Origin of the sequence: Mycoplasma sp. OR1901 (genome assembly GCF_013348745.1) — a bacterium.
Classification (GTDB): domain Bacteria; phylum Bacillota_I; class Bacilli_A; order Mycoplasmatales; family Metamycoplasmataceae; genus Mycoplasmopsis.
Genome location: NZ_CP054666.1, coordinates 318,312 through 335,867, shown reverse-complemented (window position 1 = coordinate 335,867; position 17,556 = coordinate 318,312). Strand labels below are relative to the sequence as shown.

Sequence of the window (17,556 nt, the reverse complement as noted above, 5' to 3'; positions counted from 1 at the left end):
TAGTATATTTAGTTTATTTTTTATTTTAATTAGATTTAACTCTTAAAACAAATAGCAAAAAAGTGATACTCATATCATAACTAAAACTTTTTTAACTAAAAAATAGGGCTTTTTTAAAAAAATATGTATAATAATAAAAATAAAAAAGAACTAAAAATAGGAGTAAAAATGACAAAAAAAGAATTCATTATCGAAGTTGCCGATAGATTAGAAATGAAAACAAAAGATGTAGAACAATTTTTAGATGCATGTGTATTCGTACTTAAAGAGCAATTAATCGCAGAAGATACTGTTAAACTTGCTCAATTAGGTATTTTCTCAACAGTTGTTAAACCACAACGTACAATTACAAACAGATTTACAAAAGAACTACAAGTAGTTCCACAAAAACGTGTTATAAAATACAAACCGTCAAAATATCTACGTGATTTAATTGACTTAAAAGCTTAATATATTCAAAATTCCAGGAAATTCAAGAGTTAATTCTCTTGAATTCTTTTTTACTTCTTCGTATGTAACTGATTTAATTTCCTTATTCTTGTATACGGAACTTAAAAAATCAATATCAAGATAATAAAACTCATTGTATTGAGAAAAGAATAAAATCAAGAAAGAAATACCCCCGTTTCTATCTATTAACCTCAGATAATCAAACTGATGTTGTTTAATATTATCAAGCGAAAATCGATCTATATTAACACTTTTAGCTTCAAAACATATAAACTTACCATTATAGCATCCAATATAGTCTACAGTGCTCTTTTTAGCGACTTTAGCACCAATCAAATTATTGTTCTTAGAAGTCTTTTCTACACCCTTAAAAACTATGTTTAGCGATTTCTTTTCTATATAAGCTATATTATTTTGTCATAACCACGAAATTGTTTTATTTATTACGTTCTCAAGGAACATTCCTCTATTTTTAATATTTAACATGTTTAATATATATAGTTTTTATGAAAAGGAACTAAAAATTTAAATATCGATTATTTTTCCATTTCCAGTTTTGTTTTAACGTACACTTAATACAATGAACTAAACTAGTTTTAAGTATAAATAAAAAACTAATTTAGTTGTTAAATTAATTCGGATATGTGATATAATAATGTTACATTTTGTGGAACAGTACTCAAGAGGCTGAAGAGGCGGTCCTGCTAAGACTGTAGGGGAGGCAACTCCCGCGGAGGTTCGAATCCTCTCTGTTCCGCCATTTTTTTATACTTTTTTTGGGTTTTGATTAGTTCAAAACTTTTTTTAATTACTTTTAAGAAATAGAAAAAATCAAAGAGAAATTAATCTCTTTGATTTTTGTATAAATTATTTTATTATTATAATTTTGCGAAGTGAACAACTGTTCTAACTAATTGTGAAACGTATGACATTTCATTATCATATCATGAGAATAATTTGTAAACGTTACCTTCTTCTGTAGGTTGAACTTGTGTTAATAATGAATCGAAGATTGATCCGTGTGTTGAACCCACGATATCTGATGATACGATTGGGTTTGTTTCATATTTGAATGATTCACTTTCAGCTTCTTTCATAGCTGCGTTAACTTCTTCTAATGTAGGTTGTTTTTCTAATCTAACTGTTAAGTCAACGATTGAACCTGTTAAAACAGGAACACGAATTGCTGAACCATCTAATTTACCAGCTGCTTCAGGAATTACTAAACCGATTGCTTTAGCTGCTCCTGTTGTTGTAGGAACCATGTTTGAAGCTGCAGCACGTGCTCTACGTAAGTCACGGTGAGGAGCATCTTGTAATCTTTGGTCTCCTGTGTATGCGTGGATTGTTGTCATTAAACCTGAAACAATTCCGAATTTATCTGATAATACTTTTGTTAATGGTGCTAAACAGTTTGTTGTACATGATGCAGCAGAAATTAATTTGTCATCTGCGTTTAAAATGTCATGGTTAACGTTGTAAACAACTGTTTTAACGTCTGAATCTGATGGTGCAGAAACAACAACTTTTTTAGCTCCTGCTTTTAAGTGTTTTTCAGCTCCTTCACGTTTTGTAAAGAAACCTGTTGATTCAACAACTACATCGATTCCTAATTCACCTCATGGTAAGTTTTCTGGATCTCTTTCTGCGAATACTTTAATTTCTCTACCGTCAACAACAATAGCACCTTCTTTTGCCTCAACTTCAACATTTAATGTTCTAAATGCTGTATCGTATTTTAATAAGTGTGCTAATGTTTTAGCGTCTGTTAAGTCGTTAACTGCAACAACTTGAACGTCTGATTGTGATTCTAATAATCTACGGAAGAATAATCTACCGATTCTACCGAATCCGTTAATTGCTATTTTTTTCATTGTTATCCTTTCAAAGTCTTGTTTTATAAGAACATAACTCTTCGTTATGTTTTAATAATTATAAACTTTTTTAATTTTTTGTTTTATTTTTTTTAAAAATATTTATAACGCTAAAACAATTATAAATGTGATTTAAAAAATGAAAAAATAGCTTTTAAGATATTAAGTTAGGCAAAAAATGAGATTTAATTATTAGGCCATCATTTTTTTCACTTAGCTATCTTATACTATTAGGATTAATTTAGAAGGTCTTTTTTAGATAGGTTATATACCTTAGCATATTTAATTTTAATTTTGTTTAAAATTGAATTTACTAAATCATGGCAGTAGTGATTAAAGCTTCGATATTAGATCAAGATTACATAAATTTTATTTTTTCAAAAAATAATGAAGTTGAAAAATAAAATTCAAAGAATTAATTTTTATTAAAAGATTTTATATGAAATAAAAAACTCCAAAAATTAAAAAATAAAAAATACCTCTTAAGATATTTTTTCAAGTAAATTTACTCTTTTCTTTGAATCAAATTGATAATCTGTAGCATATAAATTTCCATCCGAAAATTCTAAAACTAAAGCGTTATTATGTTCTTTTACTTTGTTAGCGTAAAATATTTTAACTCTTTTGTTATTTAATAAAATATATGCTCCAGGATTTGAACTGAATGCTCTAATTTTATTAAAAGCTTCATCGGTCGTTAGAGTAGACTCTAATAATGCATCTTCTTTTAATAATTTTGGTGATAAAATAACTAAACTTTCATCTTGTTTTTCGACTTCGAAATCATTTGCTTGAAATTTAGTTAGTCAATTAGTAATGTTTTCTTTCGCTAAAACACTTAACTTTTTAAACATAGAATCAGAAGTATCGTGCTCTAAAATATCAATTTCAGCTTTAAAAATAATATCACCAGCATCCATAACCTTACCCATATAAATTAAACTAATTCCAGTTTTAGAATCACCATTTAGAAGTGAATATTGAATCGGAGCAGCTCCACGATATTTAGGTAAAAGTGAACCATGAATATTAATTGAACCAAGTTTAGCAATTTTTAATACACTTTCTGGAATATATTGGCCAAAAGCACAAGTTAAAAATAAATCGTAATCTAAATCTTTTAATTCTTGTTCAATTTCTTTAATTTTGTTTGGTTGAAATAACTTTATATTGTATTTATTTGCAAGCAATTTTGTTGGAGTAGGAGTTGTTATATTTCCACGCTTATTTGGTTTATCAGGTTGAGATACTATTGCAACAACTTCAAAGTTATTAATTATTTCTTCAAAAATAGGAACGGAAAATTCTGGTGTTCCAGCTAAAACTATTTTCATTATTTATCCTCCAAGTACTTGTCATCAATTCACAAATATTGTGGTTCAACAAGAGATTTAATTGTTTTTATTATTTTAGATCCTATTGGTTTAAGTTTTCTTTGTTTATTTGAACCATTTTCCATTTTAATATACATATCATCTTTAAAAAGATATTTATGTAATAAAGTTACAGTGAAATATGAACCAAAATATATTTTTTTATCATTTTGTTGTCTGTTTGAAATAATAGTAAAAAATACCCTCTCTAAAAATCATGTAGATAAGGTCTTTAAGCCAATTTCGTCAATTATTAAATATTCAACAGTACTCATTTGATCTATAACATTATTGATAATTGCGTTTGAATTCTCGTTGCTTAATGTACTTTTTACATAATCGTCCAATTTATTTATATCAACATATGCAACTTTAATATTTTTTTGTGCAATTAGGTTAGCGTATGATCCTAAAAATTCTTGTCTAACACTATCGGTGTCTCCATAAACATAAAAATTTTCAAAAAGTTTATTATTATCTTTTTTAAGGCTTTTTAAAAAATCTCAAACAGGATTTCCCCTTTTGATTTGTGTTATGTTAGAAGATACAATATTAGTTATCGGTTTAGAAATTTCAGAAAACATCATATTTTCACGGTTTATAAATTCTTTTGTAATCGAATTTTTTGCAAAAGACGAATAAAAAATAAGTTCACCCGCTTCATTTCTTTTAACTTGTATAACAAAAAATACATCCTTAGATGAATTATTTTTTATCATTATAGAAAAATCTTTTCTATTTTCAATTATTTCTTGATCTGAAATTTCAAAATTATTTATATACTTAATTGCATTTAAATCACTTTTTACTCATTTTATAAAAAGTTGATCTGCATCAGGAGAATCAGGAGTGTCAAAATTAAGCTTATTAGTAATTTTTAATTTATTATTCATTTCTTCCTTGAATATTATTTTTTAAGATTATAAATTCGTCATATATATGTCTTAATTTACTGTTATTGAACATTTTACCAATTAAATATTCTTCAGCTTCATAATAATCATTAATATTTTGAGTTTCTAATTCTTTTATTAAAGTACCAACGTATTTTGTTCAGGTATCTGTTTTACGAGCTTTTCTACCTATAAACATAGCTAAATTTAAAATCTTATAATCTACCACTTTATTGTTTCAAAATGCAATTAAATCGTTATCTACCATAGATAATGAAATTTTATTAATTTGAGAATAAAATTCTTCAGGTTTTAAATTAATTATAGCTTCGTATGTGTTTGTGTAAATTACACTTCCTGCTTGTAGAGGGATTTTAATGTGTTTGTTTTTTGTCATTACTTTAAGTTCGTTTGTTGTGTATTCTTTTTTACCAACGTTTGTGTAATGTTGTTTAATATTATTTTTAGTATCTGATTCGTTTGAATTGAACATATCAAAGAAATTAGTAGTAATATCTTCATAATTTGAATCATCGATAATATTCATTTTGTGTTTTTTAGTACTTAATAAATAGTTTAAGTTAGATAAGCCAATTTTTTCTTTAATTAATTTAGAAATATATTCATTATTAATAATTCCATTATAATCAAGTGGCTTTTGTAAATCAAAAATTGAAATAGCTTTTGAATTATCATTATATAAATTAATTAATCCAACAGCTTCTAATTTTTTACGTGCAAGATTCAAACTATCAATACTTGCATTCAAAAATAAAGTTAGGTGGCTAAATGGAAATTCAACTTTACGTCAATTAGTATCCTTAACAAGATCTAATAAGTATTCGTATAAGTAAATAGCTTCTGCACCTAAAAATGGTCCATAAAAAAGTCTAAGGTTCTCACGATCCTCGTTACTTATAATAATACCTTTGCTTATTTCGAAATTGTCATAGTCTAAATTTATTTTTTCCATATTGTCCTCCTAAATATTTATAGCCTTATTATTTTATAATTATTATTGTGTTTTTACTAATATTTTTTTTATTTTTTTACTTATATCATGATTATCATTATAGATATCCACAAATTTAAGGTTAGTATTTTTTCTTTTTCTATCTATGATATAGTTGTTTTTATTGTTGAGCCAATTTATAAGTTGGTTTTCAACAAGAAATTTAGTTTTTTTATGAACAACTACAACATATTTAAAAAATCCAGAAAAGTCAATTTTTTTAGATTCTAAAACGGGTATTTCAACAAAATCATATTTATTATTTATCAAGTGATTAGAAATATAAGGGTATATAATTTCTTCTAATTTATATATATTATTAAAATCATCTAAGATATATTTTTTTAGTAGTTCTTTAGAAATTTTATTATTCTCTAGAATAAAATTTCCGATTTTATTTTTGAATTCATTAATTAAATCATTATTATTCTGATATAAATAATTCACATAATCATCAAGAATTAAGGTTTTATAACCCATTTTTTTTAATTCATTAATCAATGTTGTTTTACCAACATTAATTTCTCCGCAAATAGCGGTAGAATGATTAGAAATTCTTTCTAAGTTCATTTATAACTGTACTTAACTCCAATTCCATTAGGACATCCATAGCGTTATTATAGTTAATTTTAACCTTGTAGTAGTCTAAATTAGGTTCAAAATCCATAACATCATAATTCAATTTAGCTAAATTATAAGTCATAAGACCACTCTCATAACCGTTCATTAATTTATTTACAACTGATTTGGTTAATTCCTTGTTATTTTCAAGATTTTTGTATATGTTTTCAAAATTATCATATTTTTCTAATAGAGTAATTGCGGTTTTATCTCCAATCCCAAAAACACCAGGTAAATTATCTGAAGAATCTCCTTTTAAACCTTTATATGAAGTTAATTGTTCAGGTCTAAATTTAAATGTCTCTACAAAGTTATCAATATTAATTTCTTTGTAATTTGTTTTATCTTTACGCAAAATAGTTACATTTTTATTTACCAATTGTAATAAATCATTGTCAGCTGAAAAAATATATTTATGTCCTTCAACTTTTGAACAATATGTAGCAATTAAATCGTCAGCTTCATCACCTAATTTTTCTTGTCAAACAACATTAAGATCTGTTAATAATTTTTTTATTCAATCAAATTGAGGGTAAAGAATATCAGGAGCTTTGTTTCTTCCAGATTTATAGTCTTCAAATACTTCATGTCTTTTAGTTGGTCCTTTCGCATCAAATGCAATAAAAATACTATCAGGTTGCACAAATTTAACAAGCTTTAAAAATTGCATCATAAACGCTTGGATTGCGTTAGTTGGCACTCCAAAAGAATTACTTAAAATTAAGCTTCCTTCACCTCTATACGTAGCATAAAAAGACTGAAACATTAAATAGTTTCCGTCAATCACTAAACTTTTTTTATTTTTCTCCATAAATCTCCTCGTAATTTAAAATATTGTAAAATCTATTATCCTTTTTAGAAATCAATACTCTTATTTTTCTTCTTGTGTCAAAATTAATTAAATTTCTCACTTTACTGTTAAAACCATTAGCACTAACAGTTGTAGAGAAATCACTTATTTTTAAAGTTGTTTGTCTTTCGTTTTTAAATCCAACTTTAACACTAATTAGTTCTACCTCTAATCAAATTTGATTTTCACCAACATTAGCCAAACATGCTACATTTTCATCAATTTCTTTATTATGAATCTTATGATATGAAGTATTATAGCTATTTCCTAATAATTTAATTTCTCAATCTTTTTGCTCTTTTAAATTGTTATTTTCTACAGGTAAATTTTTAATATATGAATCTAAATTTAATTCATTTATAAATTGCATTAAGTATAAATTACTTTCATTATCATCTAAATTATTTCTTTTTATTCTAAGAGCTAAATCTGAATAAAAAGTTTTAGCAACATTAGATCAAGAAATAAGGGTATTTATGTTGTTAAACTCTCTCATTGAACCAGATTTAATTAAAAGCTCAATATTAGATTCGCTTAGGCCATAATGTCTCAATCTAATATATGTTTCAATAAAGTTCTTGTATGGACCATTAACACTTCTCTCATAAATAATTTTATCAATCGCCACTTTACCAAGACCCTTAATCATTAAAAGCGGTAAGTAAATCGAATTATTATAAATGTTAGCTTCATCACTTGAATGGTTAATCGAAGGTGATTCGATGTTTATTTTACATAAATATGCTTCATCAGAATATTTTTTAATTGCATCTAAATCACCACTACTTTCACTTAATAAAACTTTAAAGAATAACATAGGAAATCTAGCTTTATAATAAGCTAATTTATACGCAATTAAAGCATAAGCTACAGCATGAGATTTATTAAATCCATAATTGGCAAACTTTTCAATATTGGCATAAATTTTATTTAATATTTCAAAACCTATTTTGTTTGCTATACCACCTTCAAAAAACATTTTTCTATAACTGTGTAATTGTGTTTCGTCTTTTTTTGAAATTGCTCTTCTTAGTAAATCGGCTTGAGCAAAAGAAAGTCCAGATATTTTTTGAACTATTTCCATAATTTGTTCTTGGTAAACAATTATTCCAAAAGTAGGCTTAACGATTTGATCATAAATAGGGTGGATTTTTTCTACTAAATAAGGGTTATTTTTGTTCTTTGCATAAACAGGTATGTATTCAAGTGGCCCTGGTCTAAATAAAGATATGATAGCATAAATATCATCAAAACTATCAATTCTAACATTTTTAATTGTAGTTTTCATACCTGGTGATTCTAATTGAAAAATACCATTTGTGTTTAATGAATTTAATAAATCAAAAGTTATTTTGTCATTAAATAACGATACATTTTCATCCAATATAGTGTCAAAATGGTTTTCCGGTTCTAAATTCTTTTCTATGTTATTAATAAATGTTAGGTTTTTTAAACCTAAAAAATCTATTTTAATTAATCCGTATTTTTCAAGATTATCAAGTGTCATTTCAACTTGTTGTAATGTTTGTTGATTTTTACGAACAGGAACAATATTGTATAGAGGTTCATTTGATATTATAAGTCCTGCCGGATGGACACCAACTTGTCTTGGTAACCCTTCTATTCTAGAAGCTAAATTATGTAATTGAGGATATTTATCAGCTCAAATTCTATATTTTTTATTACTTTCATAATTTTCTACTAGGTTAGAAAATTTTGAACTAATAGACGCTGAAATTTTATCAACTTGATCCTTAGGTATTATAACTTCATTTTGATTAATAAATCTAGCTGTATCACGAATAGAGTTCTTTGAAGCTAAAGTTTGAAATGTAGAAATAAAAGAAACATACTCTTCACCATATTTATTTTTTATGTATTCAAAAAGTTCATCACGTCTTGTATCTTGTATATCAATATCTATATCGGGTAAACTTACACGTTCTACGTTAAGGAAACGTTCAAAAAGTAAGTTAAATTCTAATGGATTTACAGAAGTAATTTCGAGTAAATATGAAATTAAAGAACCGGAAGCACTACCACGGCCTGGACCTATTTCAATTCCTTGTTTACGAGCAAAACTCAATGCATCTTGAATTATTAAGAAGTAATTAACAAAACCAAGTTTGTTAATTACATTAAATTCATATTTAATTCTACTATTTACTAAATCTTTATCATATTCTTTGATTAGTTTTTGGTATCTTTTGCCTAGAATAAGTTTTTTAAATAATTCAACATTATTATCTGAAAAATTGGCTAATTTAATTTCGCTATTTGGTTTTGAAATGTTAATTCTTTCAACCATTTGTACCATTTGATTATAAACTTCTTGATCTAAATCTTCAAATTCATTTTCTATAAAATAGTCATCATATTGATTCAAGTTTTTATCACTATTTGGATTAATGAAATTTAAAAGCGGAAGTAGTTCGTTATCTTGTTTGTACAAAACTTTTTTAGTAGGTGCGTAAACTACTTTTTGACCTTCGATATTAGTTTTAGAATTAAAATAAAAATTACTTGGTAATTGATCTAATTTTTTTTCGCTCCCAACCATACCAAGTTCAAAATGGTCAATAATAAATAAATCGTTACTTTCAAAATCAAAAATAGATATTTCATCATTTTTAGATTTATTATAAATAGATTTTTGTAATAACTTAAGACCTTCATTATTTTTAGCTAAAACAATTATTGTAAATCCTTCGTTAACATTAAATTCAGAACCAATTATAGGTTTAAAATTATATTCATCTTGAAAGTTTCAATAATGTTGTAATCCAAATAAATTCTCTTTATCTGTTAATGGAATATACTTAATTTCCTTTTCTTTTGCTAATTTTAATAGCTCTTGAACTCTAATCGTAGAACTTAAAAAGGAATATTCAGTATTTGTGTGTAGATATATTTTTTCTCTCATATATTAATTTTATATTTTTAATTTATAAATAAAAATATTTAATTTTTTTATTAAAAAAATTCCTATTTAGAAGTTACTTAAAAATATTACTTTAAAAGGTGAATAATACCATACATAGGGCTTAAAACATATTTTTAATAAAAAAATAAAAAAATCCTTTAAAAAAGGATTTTCGGTCAATTTCTTGAAATGGAGCGAGTAAAGGGAATCGAACCCTCATAGTCAGCTTGGAAGGCTGAAGTTCTGCCATTAAACTATACTCGCATTTGCTTCTTTAATATTATACATATTTCTAAAAATTTCAAAATATTTTTTTTAATTTTTTTAGCCCTATCTATTTGGGTAATATTATTTTACCACAACTTAATAGAAGTTGTATAAAAAAATAAAAAAATATTACCAATGGTAATATTAATCAATTGTAGTAACAAATAAAGTTGAATAATCTTCAAAACCAATCTTATAATATAATGAGCCGGCGTGTGGATTATCAAAAAATAAAACTGGTGAATAACTATTTTTAACTAAAAAATCAGTTAAATTCAAAACACAATCTTTAGCATGTCCTTGTTTCCTGTATTCTTCAAGAGTGAAAACACCACCGAGCATTGCTACATTTTTATTTTGAGCACTAACAGAAGCGTGTGAGATAACTATTTGACCATCATATTTGATAAAACCTTTGTAATATCCTTTTTGAAGAGATGTTCTTAAATAATTAATGTCAAGAGCTTGAGCACTTAATCCTTCGAATTCCTTAATTCTTTTTCTTGAATTAATGATGTTTTCTAAATCTTCATCTTCAATCTTCTTAGACTCAAGATTATCTAAATTGTTAATTTGATAAAACTTATCATTATTTAATTTCAAAATATACTCTTTACGTACTTTAAATTTAATATTAGAGTTAGTCATACTATTTTCTAAGATAGTATTTACACGTGAAGAATAAATAACATTTTTAATATCGTTTTCTTTTATGTATTCTGAAATCACACTCGCATCAAAACTGAAATTTTCTTTTGTATAAATTAATAAATTGTTGTAAAAACACATTATTATTAAGTTGTAATTTTCACTAACATAAGTTTCGTTGATGTCTGAGTTTAATCCGAATTCTTCTATATCCGATATAAAAAATAAATATTGGATTGGATCGTCTTTATATAGTAAGTCTAAAATTAAGTCTTTTTCATCTTCTGTTGCTTTTTTTAATTTAATCATAATTATCCTAACTGTTTTTAATTACTTTTCATGGATATGGGAAAGTATTTGGTGTACTTCTTAATTTAGTAATTTTAACAATTTTATTATCTCTGTTTTCTTTTGTATCTAATAAATCAGTAACTTCTAAATTATATTTTATTTTGTTGAATATATCACTTGCATTTTCGATTTCTTCATGTGCATTTTTACCTTTTAAAAGATTTAATTCTCCATTTAATTTAACTAAGTGGAATGAAGACATTAACATACCTTTAACACTTGCCACAGCACGTGCTGTAACAATATCGAATATATTTTTATCATTTACTTCTTCAACTCTGCGACGATAAACTTTAACAATATCTTGTAGACCTAAAGTTTCTACTACTTCATTTAAAAAGTTAACTCTTTTAAGTAATGGTTCATAAATTGTTATTTCATTATTCGGCTTTGTAAGTGCGTATGGTATAGAAGGAAAACCAACACCAGAACCTACATCTAAAATTTTTATATTATTCTTTCCTTTAGTAATTTCAATCATATATAAAAGTGATTCTCAAATACCTTCAGATCATAGTCTTTCATTACTAAAACCTGTTAAATTTATTACTTTATTTTTTTCTTCAATTAAATCAACGTATTTTTCAAACAAACTAAACTCTCAGTTGTTTTCTATACACATTTTTTGTATTTCTTCTTTTTTTGTGTTTGAATTCATAATGCTTTTATTATATCAACATTTTACAAAAAGAATGATAAAGAAAAAGTGCAAATAAATGCACTTTTAAACATAATCATTAATTCCGTTGAATGTTTGTTCTTCAGGATTATTAATTTTTCAATATCCTGTTTCTTTTCTTCTTTTTAATATTTGTTGTCTCTTTGTTTCTAAAATAGTTCAAATTCATGTAGCTATAAAGATAGATGAATAAACCCCTATTCCAATTCCGAATAACATTATTATATTAAATGAGAAGTCTGTTGCGTTTACAAAAGCTAATAAAACACCTACAGCAAACATTGTTGTGAAAGAAGTATATAAACTACGTTTTAATATTTCTGCTATTGAAGTATTAGCTATATTTTTAATATCTTCTTTTGTTAAGAATTGTTTATGATATTTAACTCTTATTGTTTCTCTAATTTTATCAAATGTTACTATCGTATCGTTGATACTTAACCCAAGTATTGATAACATTGCAGCAACTATAATTGTGTTTACTTGGATTCTTGTTATAAATATGAAAGCTAAAACAACCAAGAAATCATGAGCTAAACCAATTATTGCAGCAATAGCAAAAGTTCAGTTCATTCTTATAAGCATATAAATAATTATTCCAATAAAACTAATTCCAGTTGCTATTAATGCATTTTGAACCAATTTAGTTGCTTCAGAATATGAGACTGAATAATTTGTTACTAAAACATCATTATTAATATTTAAAACAAATTCTTTAATAGATTGGAATTCATTTGTCAAGTCTTGTTTTGTTCTAATTAAAACAACATAATTATCATTTGAATTTAAACCGTTTATTTTTACAATATCTTTAGCATCAACAATCCCTAAGCTATTTGCAGAGTTAATTAAACTATTTGCAATTTCTTGAGCTTGTTCTTTATTCAAGTTTGTATTTTTTTCAAAATCACCTTGTATAGTTATATTTATACCACCACTAAACTCAATAGATCTATTAACACCATCTCAGAAAGAATTATTAATACCTGCGAATATACCAAATACTATAACCGCAATTAGTAAGAATGCGAATGATGATAATGCAAATCATTTAGATTGTTTAATGTAATTAAATTGCATCACTTTAGAGTTAAAATTGCTCACCTTACCAATTTTTTTCTTAGAAATTCCTAATAATCATAAACGTTTATCAAAAAGTCCTGTATTAACTAGTAATGTTGCAATAAATTTAGAAAATACAAGCATTGAAAATAGAGTGAATAAAGTAGAAAGAACTAAAGTAATTGAAAATCCTCTAACATCCTTTGTTCCAAAATAGAATAATATAAATCCAACTATTATTGTTGTCATATTCGCATCTATAATAGAACTCAAGGAGCTTCTGGATGAATTTTTAAATGATTTTTTTAACGTATCACCTAAATAAACTTGTTGCTTCAATCTTTCGTAAGTAATTACGTTAGCATCAACACTTATTCCGATTCCTATTATTAGGGCAGCTAATGTTGCTGGTGAATATTCACCTCTTAATGCTGTGAAAATTAACAATGTTAAGAATATATATAAAGCCATAGCTATAGTGCTTAAAGAACCTAGAAGACCATAGTTTACAATCATAAATATTGAAATCATTGAGAATATAATAATACCCGCAATCATTGCATAAAAGAATGAATTAGAGTTTAAATTAGCATCTACATATATACTTGATAATACACTTAAATCATATTTACTTAAACCAAAATTAATTTTATTAGCAAGTTCAGTCGCAGTATCACGAGTAAAGTTACCACTAATACTTACTTTATCAGAATTAATTTGGTAATTAACTTGAGCAACACTTATTAAATATTTCTTTTGAATATCTAAAATATGTGTTTTTATTTGATTTCGTTTACCTTCTTTATCAACTAACTCTTCATTAACATGGACAAAATTTCATAAATTTTCTCTAGATTTCTTTCATTCTTCTGGATAGTTATTTTTAGCGATATTTAGTAATTTATCAATATCTAATCAAATTAATAACAATTTATCTCTTCTGCTAGTTGCATAACTTGTTGCATCAGATCATTGTTTTTGACCATCAATACCGTCTAAAGTGATGCTTACATCACTACCACCTGTACTTGGATTAGGTACATATGTTGCACCATTTGCCTTAAAAGGAGGTATTCAATTTTGCACAGTCCCATCTTCTAATGAACCATTTTCTTTGAATACTCCATCATAGAATAACGGTTTAACATCAGAATCCGTAATTGTCAAAATAGGTTTTTCAACAATAGCTTTTTCGAAAGCAATTCTATCTGCTTCTGAAATGTGACCACTTTTTGTAATTCTAATTTTACCGTCACCTTCGCTATAAACTGAAACACCGTTTAAACCAGTTCCTCCAGTTAGTCTATTAAATAAAGATTTGTTAACTTCCTCTGTTAAATCTTTGTTTGCATTTTTGCCATCTTGTTTTACCTGAATTAAAACTTCAATACCACCACCATACTCGATGGATTTATTAACGTTTTTACCAATGTAAAAAACACTACCAAAAACAATTGTTAATAAAGCAATAAGTATTGTTGTTATATTCAAAATAAATCTTTTTCAATTATTAATTGTGAATAATTTTTTAATATACTTCATACTTATTAAATATTACCATATTTTTGGCTTTTTTTTAGTGTTTTGTTATTTACTAATAGCTCAAATTTAACTTAATTAAATAATCTATTCCTTCTGAAGTTATTTGCCTTCCTCTAGAGTTTTTCTTTATTAATTTTAAATAAAGTAAAATAGGTTCAATTTCATTTAAAATATCATCTTTTTCATGTGATAATAAACTTGAAATAGTATTTAATGAAACTGGTTTTTCATCAAAACCATCTCTTAATATATTTAAGTAAATAATGTGTTCTTTTGTTAAACCAAATTTGTATAATTCAAGATGTTTTAGGGCTTTTTTTATGATTTTTAATGTTATTTTTCCTTCGTTCATAGTTATTGCGAAATCATTAATTCTTTGGATTAAATGATTAGCAATTCTAGGTGTTCCTCTCGAATATTCAGCAACTTCATTCAACAATTTATCTTCGATATCAATTTTTAATCTATTAGCAGTTTTAAATAAAATTTTAAATATATCTTCATTGTTATAATTAACTAATCTTCCAATATAACCAAATCTATCTTTGAATGGTTGTGGTATATCATTTAATTTTGTGGTAGCACCTATCAGCGTGAAGGGTTTCACCTTCATTCTAATGACCTTAGAATTACCGTCTACACCTATAATAAGGTCGAAAACGAAATCTTCCATTGCATTATATAAGAACTCGATAATAGATTTATTTATACTATGTATCTCATCTATAAATACTATGTCGCCAGCATTTATAACCGATAAAACATTTATAATATCGGACTTTTTTTCTAAATTTGCACCCTGAATGAAGTGAATTTTCTTGTTTGTTTTTTGAGCAATAATACTAGCTAAAGTTGTTTTCCCCATTCCTGGTGGACCATATAATAATATATGTGATAAAAGAGCGTTTTGCTTTATAGAACTTTGAATCATAGCTTCCAAAGTCTTCTTTAAATTCTTTTGTCCGATAAAGTCTTCAAAATTATTTGGTCTGAGTTCCTTGATTTGCATTTTTATAATTTATAGTTATTAAATTAATACCCTCTTCTACCATTTTATCAATATTATTTTTTTCTTTTATATTGCTTAACGCATAGTCTATTTCTTTCTTTTTGAAACCTAACATAATTAGAGTTTCTTTTAATTCGTTCATTTTTTTGCTTTCTTCATTAACTTTTAGATCTTCTTTTTTGATCATTTTAGATCATTTTTCTTTCAATTCAACACAAATTAACTTTGCTGTTTTTTCGCTTACGAAAGCACACTCAGATAATACAGTTCAGTTATCGTTAGCTATAGCAATCGCAATTGCTTCTCAACCTTTTTCTAAAATGTTTAGGCCAATCTTAGGTCCTATCTTATCTATAGCAATTAAATCTAAAAATAAAATCCTTTCTTTAAAATCTTTAAAGCCAAAATATTTTTTAACATAATCATTGCTATGTTCATAAATATATAATTTTATTTTTTGTCCTACTTCAAATCTGTCTAAGTTAGGTACATTTAGCATGTAACCGTCACCTTTACTTTCGAATATTAAATTATTTTTATTTTTGTATACAATTTCACCAATTTTATAAAGTATCATTTTTCCTCCAAATAATATTTATATTTTTTTGGAAATTAATACTAAAAAGGGAAAATAAAAAAATAGTGAATGAATCACTATTTCAAATTATTTTTGAATTCTGTCATTTAATGCTTGAAAGTTTGCGACTTTCTTTCCGGCGTAAAAACCACAAAATTTGCAAACTACGTGTTGTTCAATCATTTTTGAACAATTTTTGCATTCTACTAAGTTTGGAACATCTAGTGCACTGTGAGTTTGTCTTTTATGTTTACGTTGTTTTGATGTTTTACGTTTTGGTACAATTGCCATGGTATCCTCCTTGTGGTTTTATTATATTTAAATATTGCTTATATATTATAATACAAAAAGCCTTTTTAAAAAGAAAAAAATAAATTACTTTATAAATATAAAAATATATTAAGAATTTATATTTTCTATTTAATTAAATTAATTTTACCAATTATTATAAATATATTAAAAAGTTGATAAATTTAATTTTGTTATAATACTTTTATGCAAGATACAAAAAAACAAAGAATAATTGGAGTAGTGGTTGAATATAACCCATTTCACAACGGTCATGCTTACCAATTAGAATGGATAAAAAATAAATTTCCAGACTCAAAAATTTATGTAGCCATATCACATAAATACTCCCAAAGGGGAGAAATCATATGCACTTCTTTTTGAAAGAGAAAATATATCGCAAAAAAATATGGGGTTTCAAAATTTATTAAGTTGGATGTTAATATTTCCTCACAAGCAGCTCACATTTTTGCTCAAAAAAGTATTGAGAAACTTTACCAAAAAGGTATAAACACACTTGTTTTTGGTAGTGAAACAAGCGATGTTAATATTTTTATAAAAATTGCTCGAACTATAAAAGATAATAAAGAAGAATATAACAAACTCATTAAAAAATATCTTAAACAAGGCGGAAATAGCTTCCCTAGAGCGGCAAACTTAGCTCTTAATGAAATAGCAGGCGTAGATATTAGCATGCCAAATGATATATTGGGTTTAGAATATGTCAAAACAATAATTGATAACAATTATGATATTGAACCATTTTGTCATGATAGAACCGTTGAATTTCATTCAGATAATACAAAAGGGAAATTTGCAAGTGCAAGTAAAATAAGAGCAATGCTTAAAGAAAATCAAGATGTATCCGAATATACGCCAATGAAATTAAAAGGAATTAAAAAAAGATTTTTAATTGAAAATACATACCCTAAATTTAAAAAAATAGTTTCAATCCTTAAAAGTGAAGAAATAGCTCAATTTAAAATGATCTCTGAAGGTATGGAAAATCTATTTAAAAAAAACATACACCACGATAATTACTTTGATTTCATTGAATCGTGTGTAAGTAAAAGATATACAAGAAGTAGAATAAAAAGAGCATACTTATTTGTGCTCTTAAAAATTAAGAAATAATTA

Annotated in this window: 16 protein-coding genes and 2 tRNA genes; 3 read left to right on the top strand and 15 right to left on the bottom strand. The window is 25.7% G+C overall.

Translation table 4 applies throughout. The features are described 5' to 3' along the window. Positions 1–168: 168 nt before the first annotated feature. On the top strand, positions 169–450 hold the full coding sequence (locus HTZ87_RS01180; protein WP_174892742.1) for an HU family DNA-binding protein: 282 nt from the start codon (positions 169–171) through the stop codon (positions 448–450). On the opposite strand, the gene recU is transcribed toward HTZ87_RS01180, so the two are convergent. Next, positions 439–912 carry a Holliday junction resolvase RecU gene (recU, locus tag HTZ87_RS01175; RefSeq protein WP_174892741.1) on the bottom strand — a complete coding sequence of 158 codons (474 nt, stop codon included), beginning with the start codon at positions 910–912 and terminating at the stop codon, positions 439–441. The genes HTZ87_RS01180 and recU overlap by 12 nt on opposite strands. Before the next feature lie 207 nt (positions 913–1,119). Here recU and HTZ87_RS01170 point away from each other — a divergent pair. Then, positions 1,120–1,210 (top strand) — tRNA-Ser (locus HTZ87_RS01170). Between the two features lie 118 nt (positions 1,211–1,328). Here the strand turns inward: HTZ87_RS01170 and gap are convergent. From gap to rpmF, 14 genes are all read right to left on the bottom strand, one after another. Continuing rightward, entirely contained in the window at positions 1,329–2,324 is a 996-nt protein-coding gene (gene gap / locus HTZ87_RS01165) for a type I glyceraldehyde-3-phosphate dehydrogenase (protein WP_174892740.1), read from the bottom strand. A 482-nt stretch (positions 2,325–2,806) separates the two neighbouring features. Next, a complete protein-coding gene (gene fmt / locus HTZ87_RS01160) occupies positions 2,807–3,658 on the bottom strand; it encodes a methionyl-tRNA formyltransferase (RefSeq protein WP_174892739.1) in 852 nt (283 codons plus the stop codon). After that, on the bottom strand, positions 3,658–4,590 hold the full coding sequence (locus HTZ87_RS01155; RefSeq protein ID WP_174892738.1) for a hypothetical protein: 933 nt from the start codon (positions 4,588–4,590) through the stop codon (positions 3,658–3,660). Before HTZ87_RS01155 ends, fmt begins: the two co-directional genes overlap by 1 nt. Further along, a complete protein-coding gene (locus HTZ87_RS01150; protein ID WP_174892737.1) occupies positions 4,583–5,563 on the bottom strand; it encodes a hypothetical protein in 981 nt (326 codons plus the stop codon). The genes HTZ87_RS01155 and HTZ87_RS01150 overlap by 8 nt, the downstream gene beginning before the upstream one ends. Before the next feature lie 42 nt (positions 5,564–5,605). Then, a complete protein-coding gene (locus HTZ87_RS01145; RefSeq protein WP_174892736.1) occupies positions 5,606–6,172 on the bottom strand; it encodes a dephospho-CoA kinase in 567 nt (188 codons plus the stop codon). Then, complete coding sequence (locus HTZ87_RS01140; protein ID WP_174892735.1) at positions 6,150–7,034, bottom strand: 5'-3' exonuclease; 885 nt, start codon at positions 7,032–7,034, stop codon at positions 6,150–6,152. Before HTZ87_RS01140 ends, HTZ87_RS01145 begins: the two co-directional genes overlap by 23 nt. Continuing rightward, entirely contained in the window at positions 7,021–9,996 is a 2,976-nt protein-coding gene (dnaE, locus tag HTZ87_RS01135; protein ID WP_174892734.1) for a DNA polymerase III subunit alpha, read from the bottom strand. Before dnaE ends, HTZ87_RS01140 begins: the two co-directional genes overlap by 14 nt. A 190-nt stretch (positions 9,997–10,186) precedes the next feature. Next, positions 10,187–10,260: transfer RNA gene (locus HTZ87_RS01130), tRNA-Gly, on the bottom strand. 147 nt (positions 10,261–10,407) lie between these two features. Then, positions 10,408–11,220: a GNAT family N-acetyltransferase gene (locus tag HTZ87_RS01125; protein WP_174892733.1), complete on the bottom strand. Its 813-nt coding sequence runs from the start codon at positions 11,218–11,220 to the stop codon at positions 10,408–10,410. Between the two features lie 7 nt (positions 11,221–11,227). Beyond that, positions 11,228–11,920 (bottom strand): 16S rRNA (guanine(527)-N(7))-methyltransferase RsmG, encoded by a 693-nt coding sequence (rsmG, locus tag HTZ87_RS01120; RefSeq protein ID WP_174892732.1) that lies wholly within the window; start codon positions 11,918–11,920, stop codon positions 11,228–11,230. A 66-nt stretch (positions 11,921–11,986) separates the two neighbouring features. Then, positions 11,987–14,545, bottom strand: coding sequence for a protein translocase subunit SecDF (gene secDF, locus HTZ87_RS01115; protein ID WP_174892731.1), 2,559 nt, complete (start codon positions 14,543–14,545; stop codon positions 11,987–11,989). A gap of 52 nt (positions 14,546–14,597) precedes the next feature. Further along, entirely contained in the window at positions 14,598–15,554 is a 957-nt protein-coding gene (gene ruvB / locus HTZ87_RS01110; protein ID WP_174892730.1) for a Holliday junction branch migration DNA helicase RuvB, read from the bottom strand. Further along, on the bottom strand, positions 15,526–16,131 hold the full coding sequence (ruvA, locus tag HTZ87_RS01105; protein WP_174892729.1) for a Holliday junction branch migration protein RuvA: 606 nt from the start codon (positions 16,129–16,131) through the stop codon (positions 15,526–15,528). Before ruvA ends, ruvB begins: the two co-directional genes overlap by 29 nt. An 87-nt stretch (positions 16,132–16,218) precedes the next feature. Next, the gene (gene rpmF, locus HTZ87_RS01100; protein ID WP_174892728.1) at positions 16,219–16,422 is read right to left on the bottom strand and encodes a 50S ribosomal protein L32; all 204 of its coding nucleotides are present in this window, start codon (positions 16,420–16,422) and stop codon (positions 16,219–16,221) included. Positions 16,423–16,626: 204 nt separating this feature from the next. Here rpmF and HTZ87_RS01095 point away from each other — a divergent pair, with 204 nt between their 5' ends. Continuing rightward, a complete protein-coding gene (locus HTZ87_RS01095) occupies positions 16,627–17,553 on the top strand; it encodes a nucleotidyltransferase (RefSeq protein WP_174892727.1) in 927 nt (308 codons plus the stop codon). The last annotated feature ends 3 nt before the right edge of the window (positions 17,554–17,556 follow it).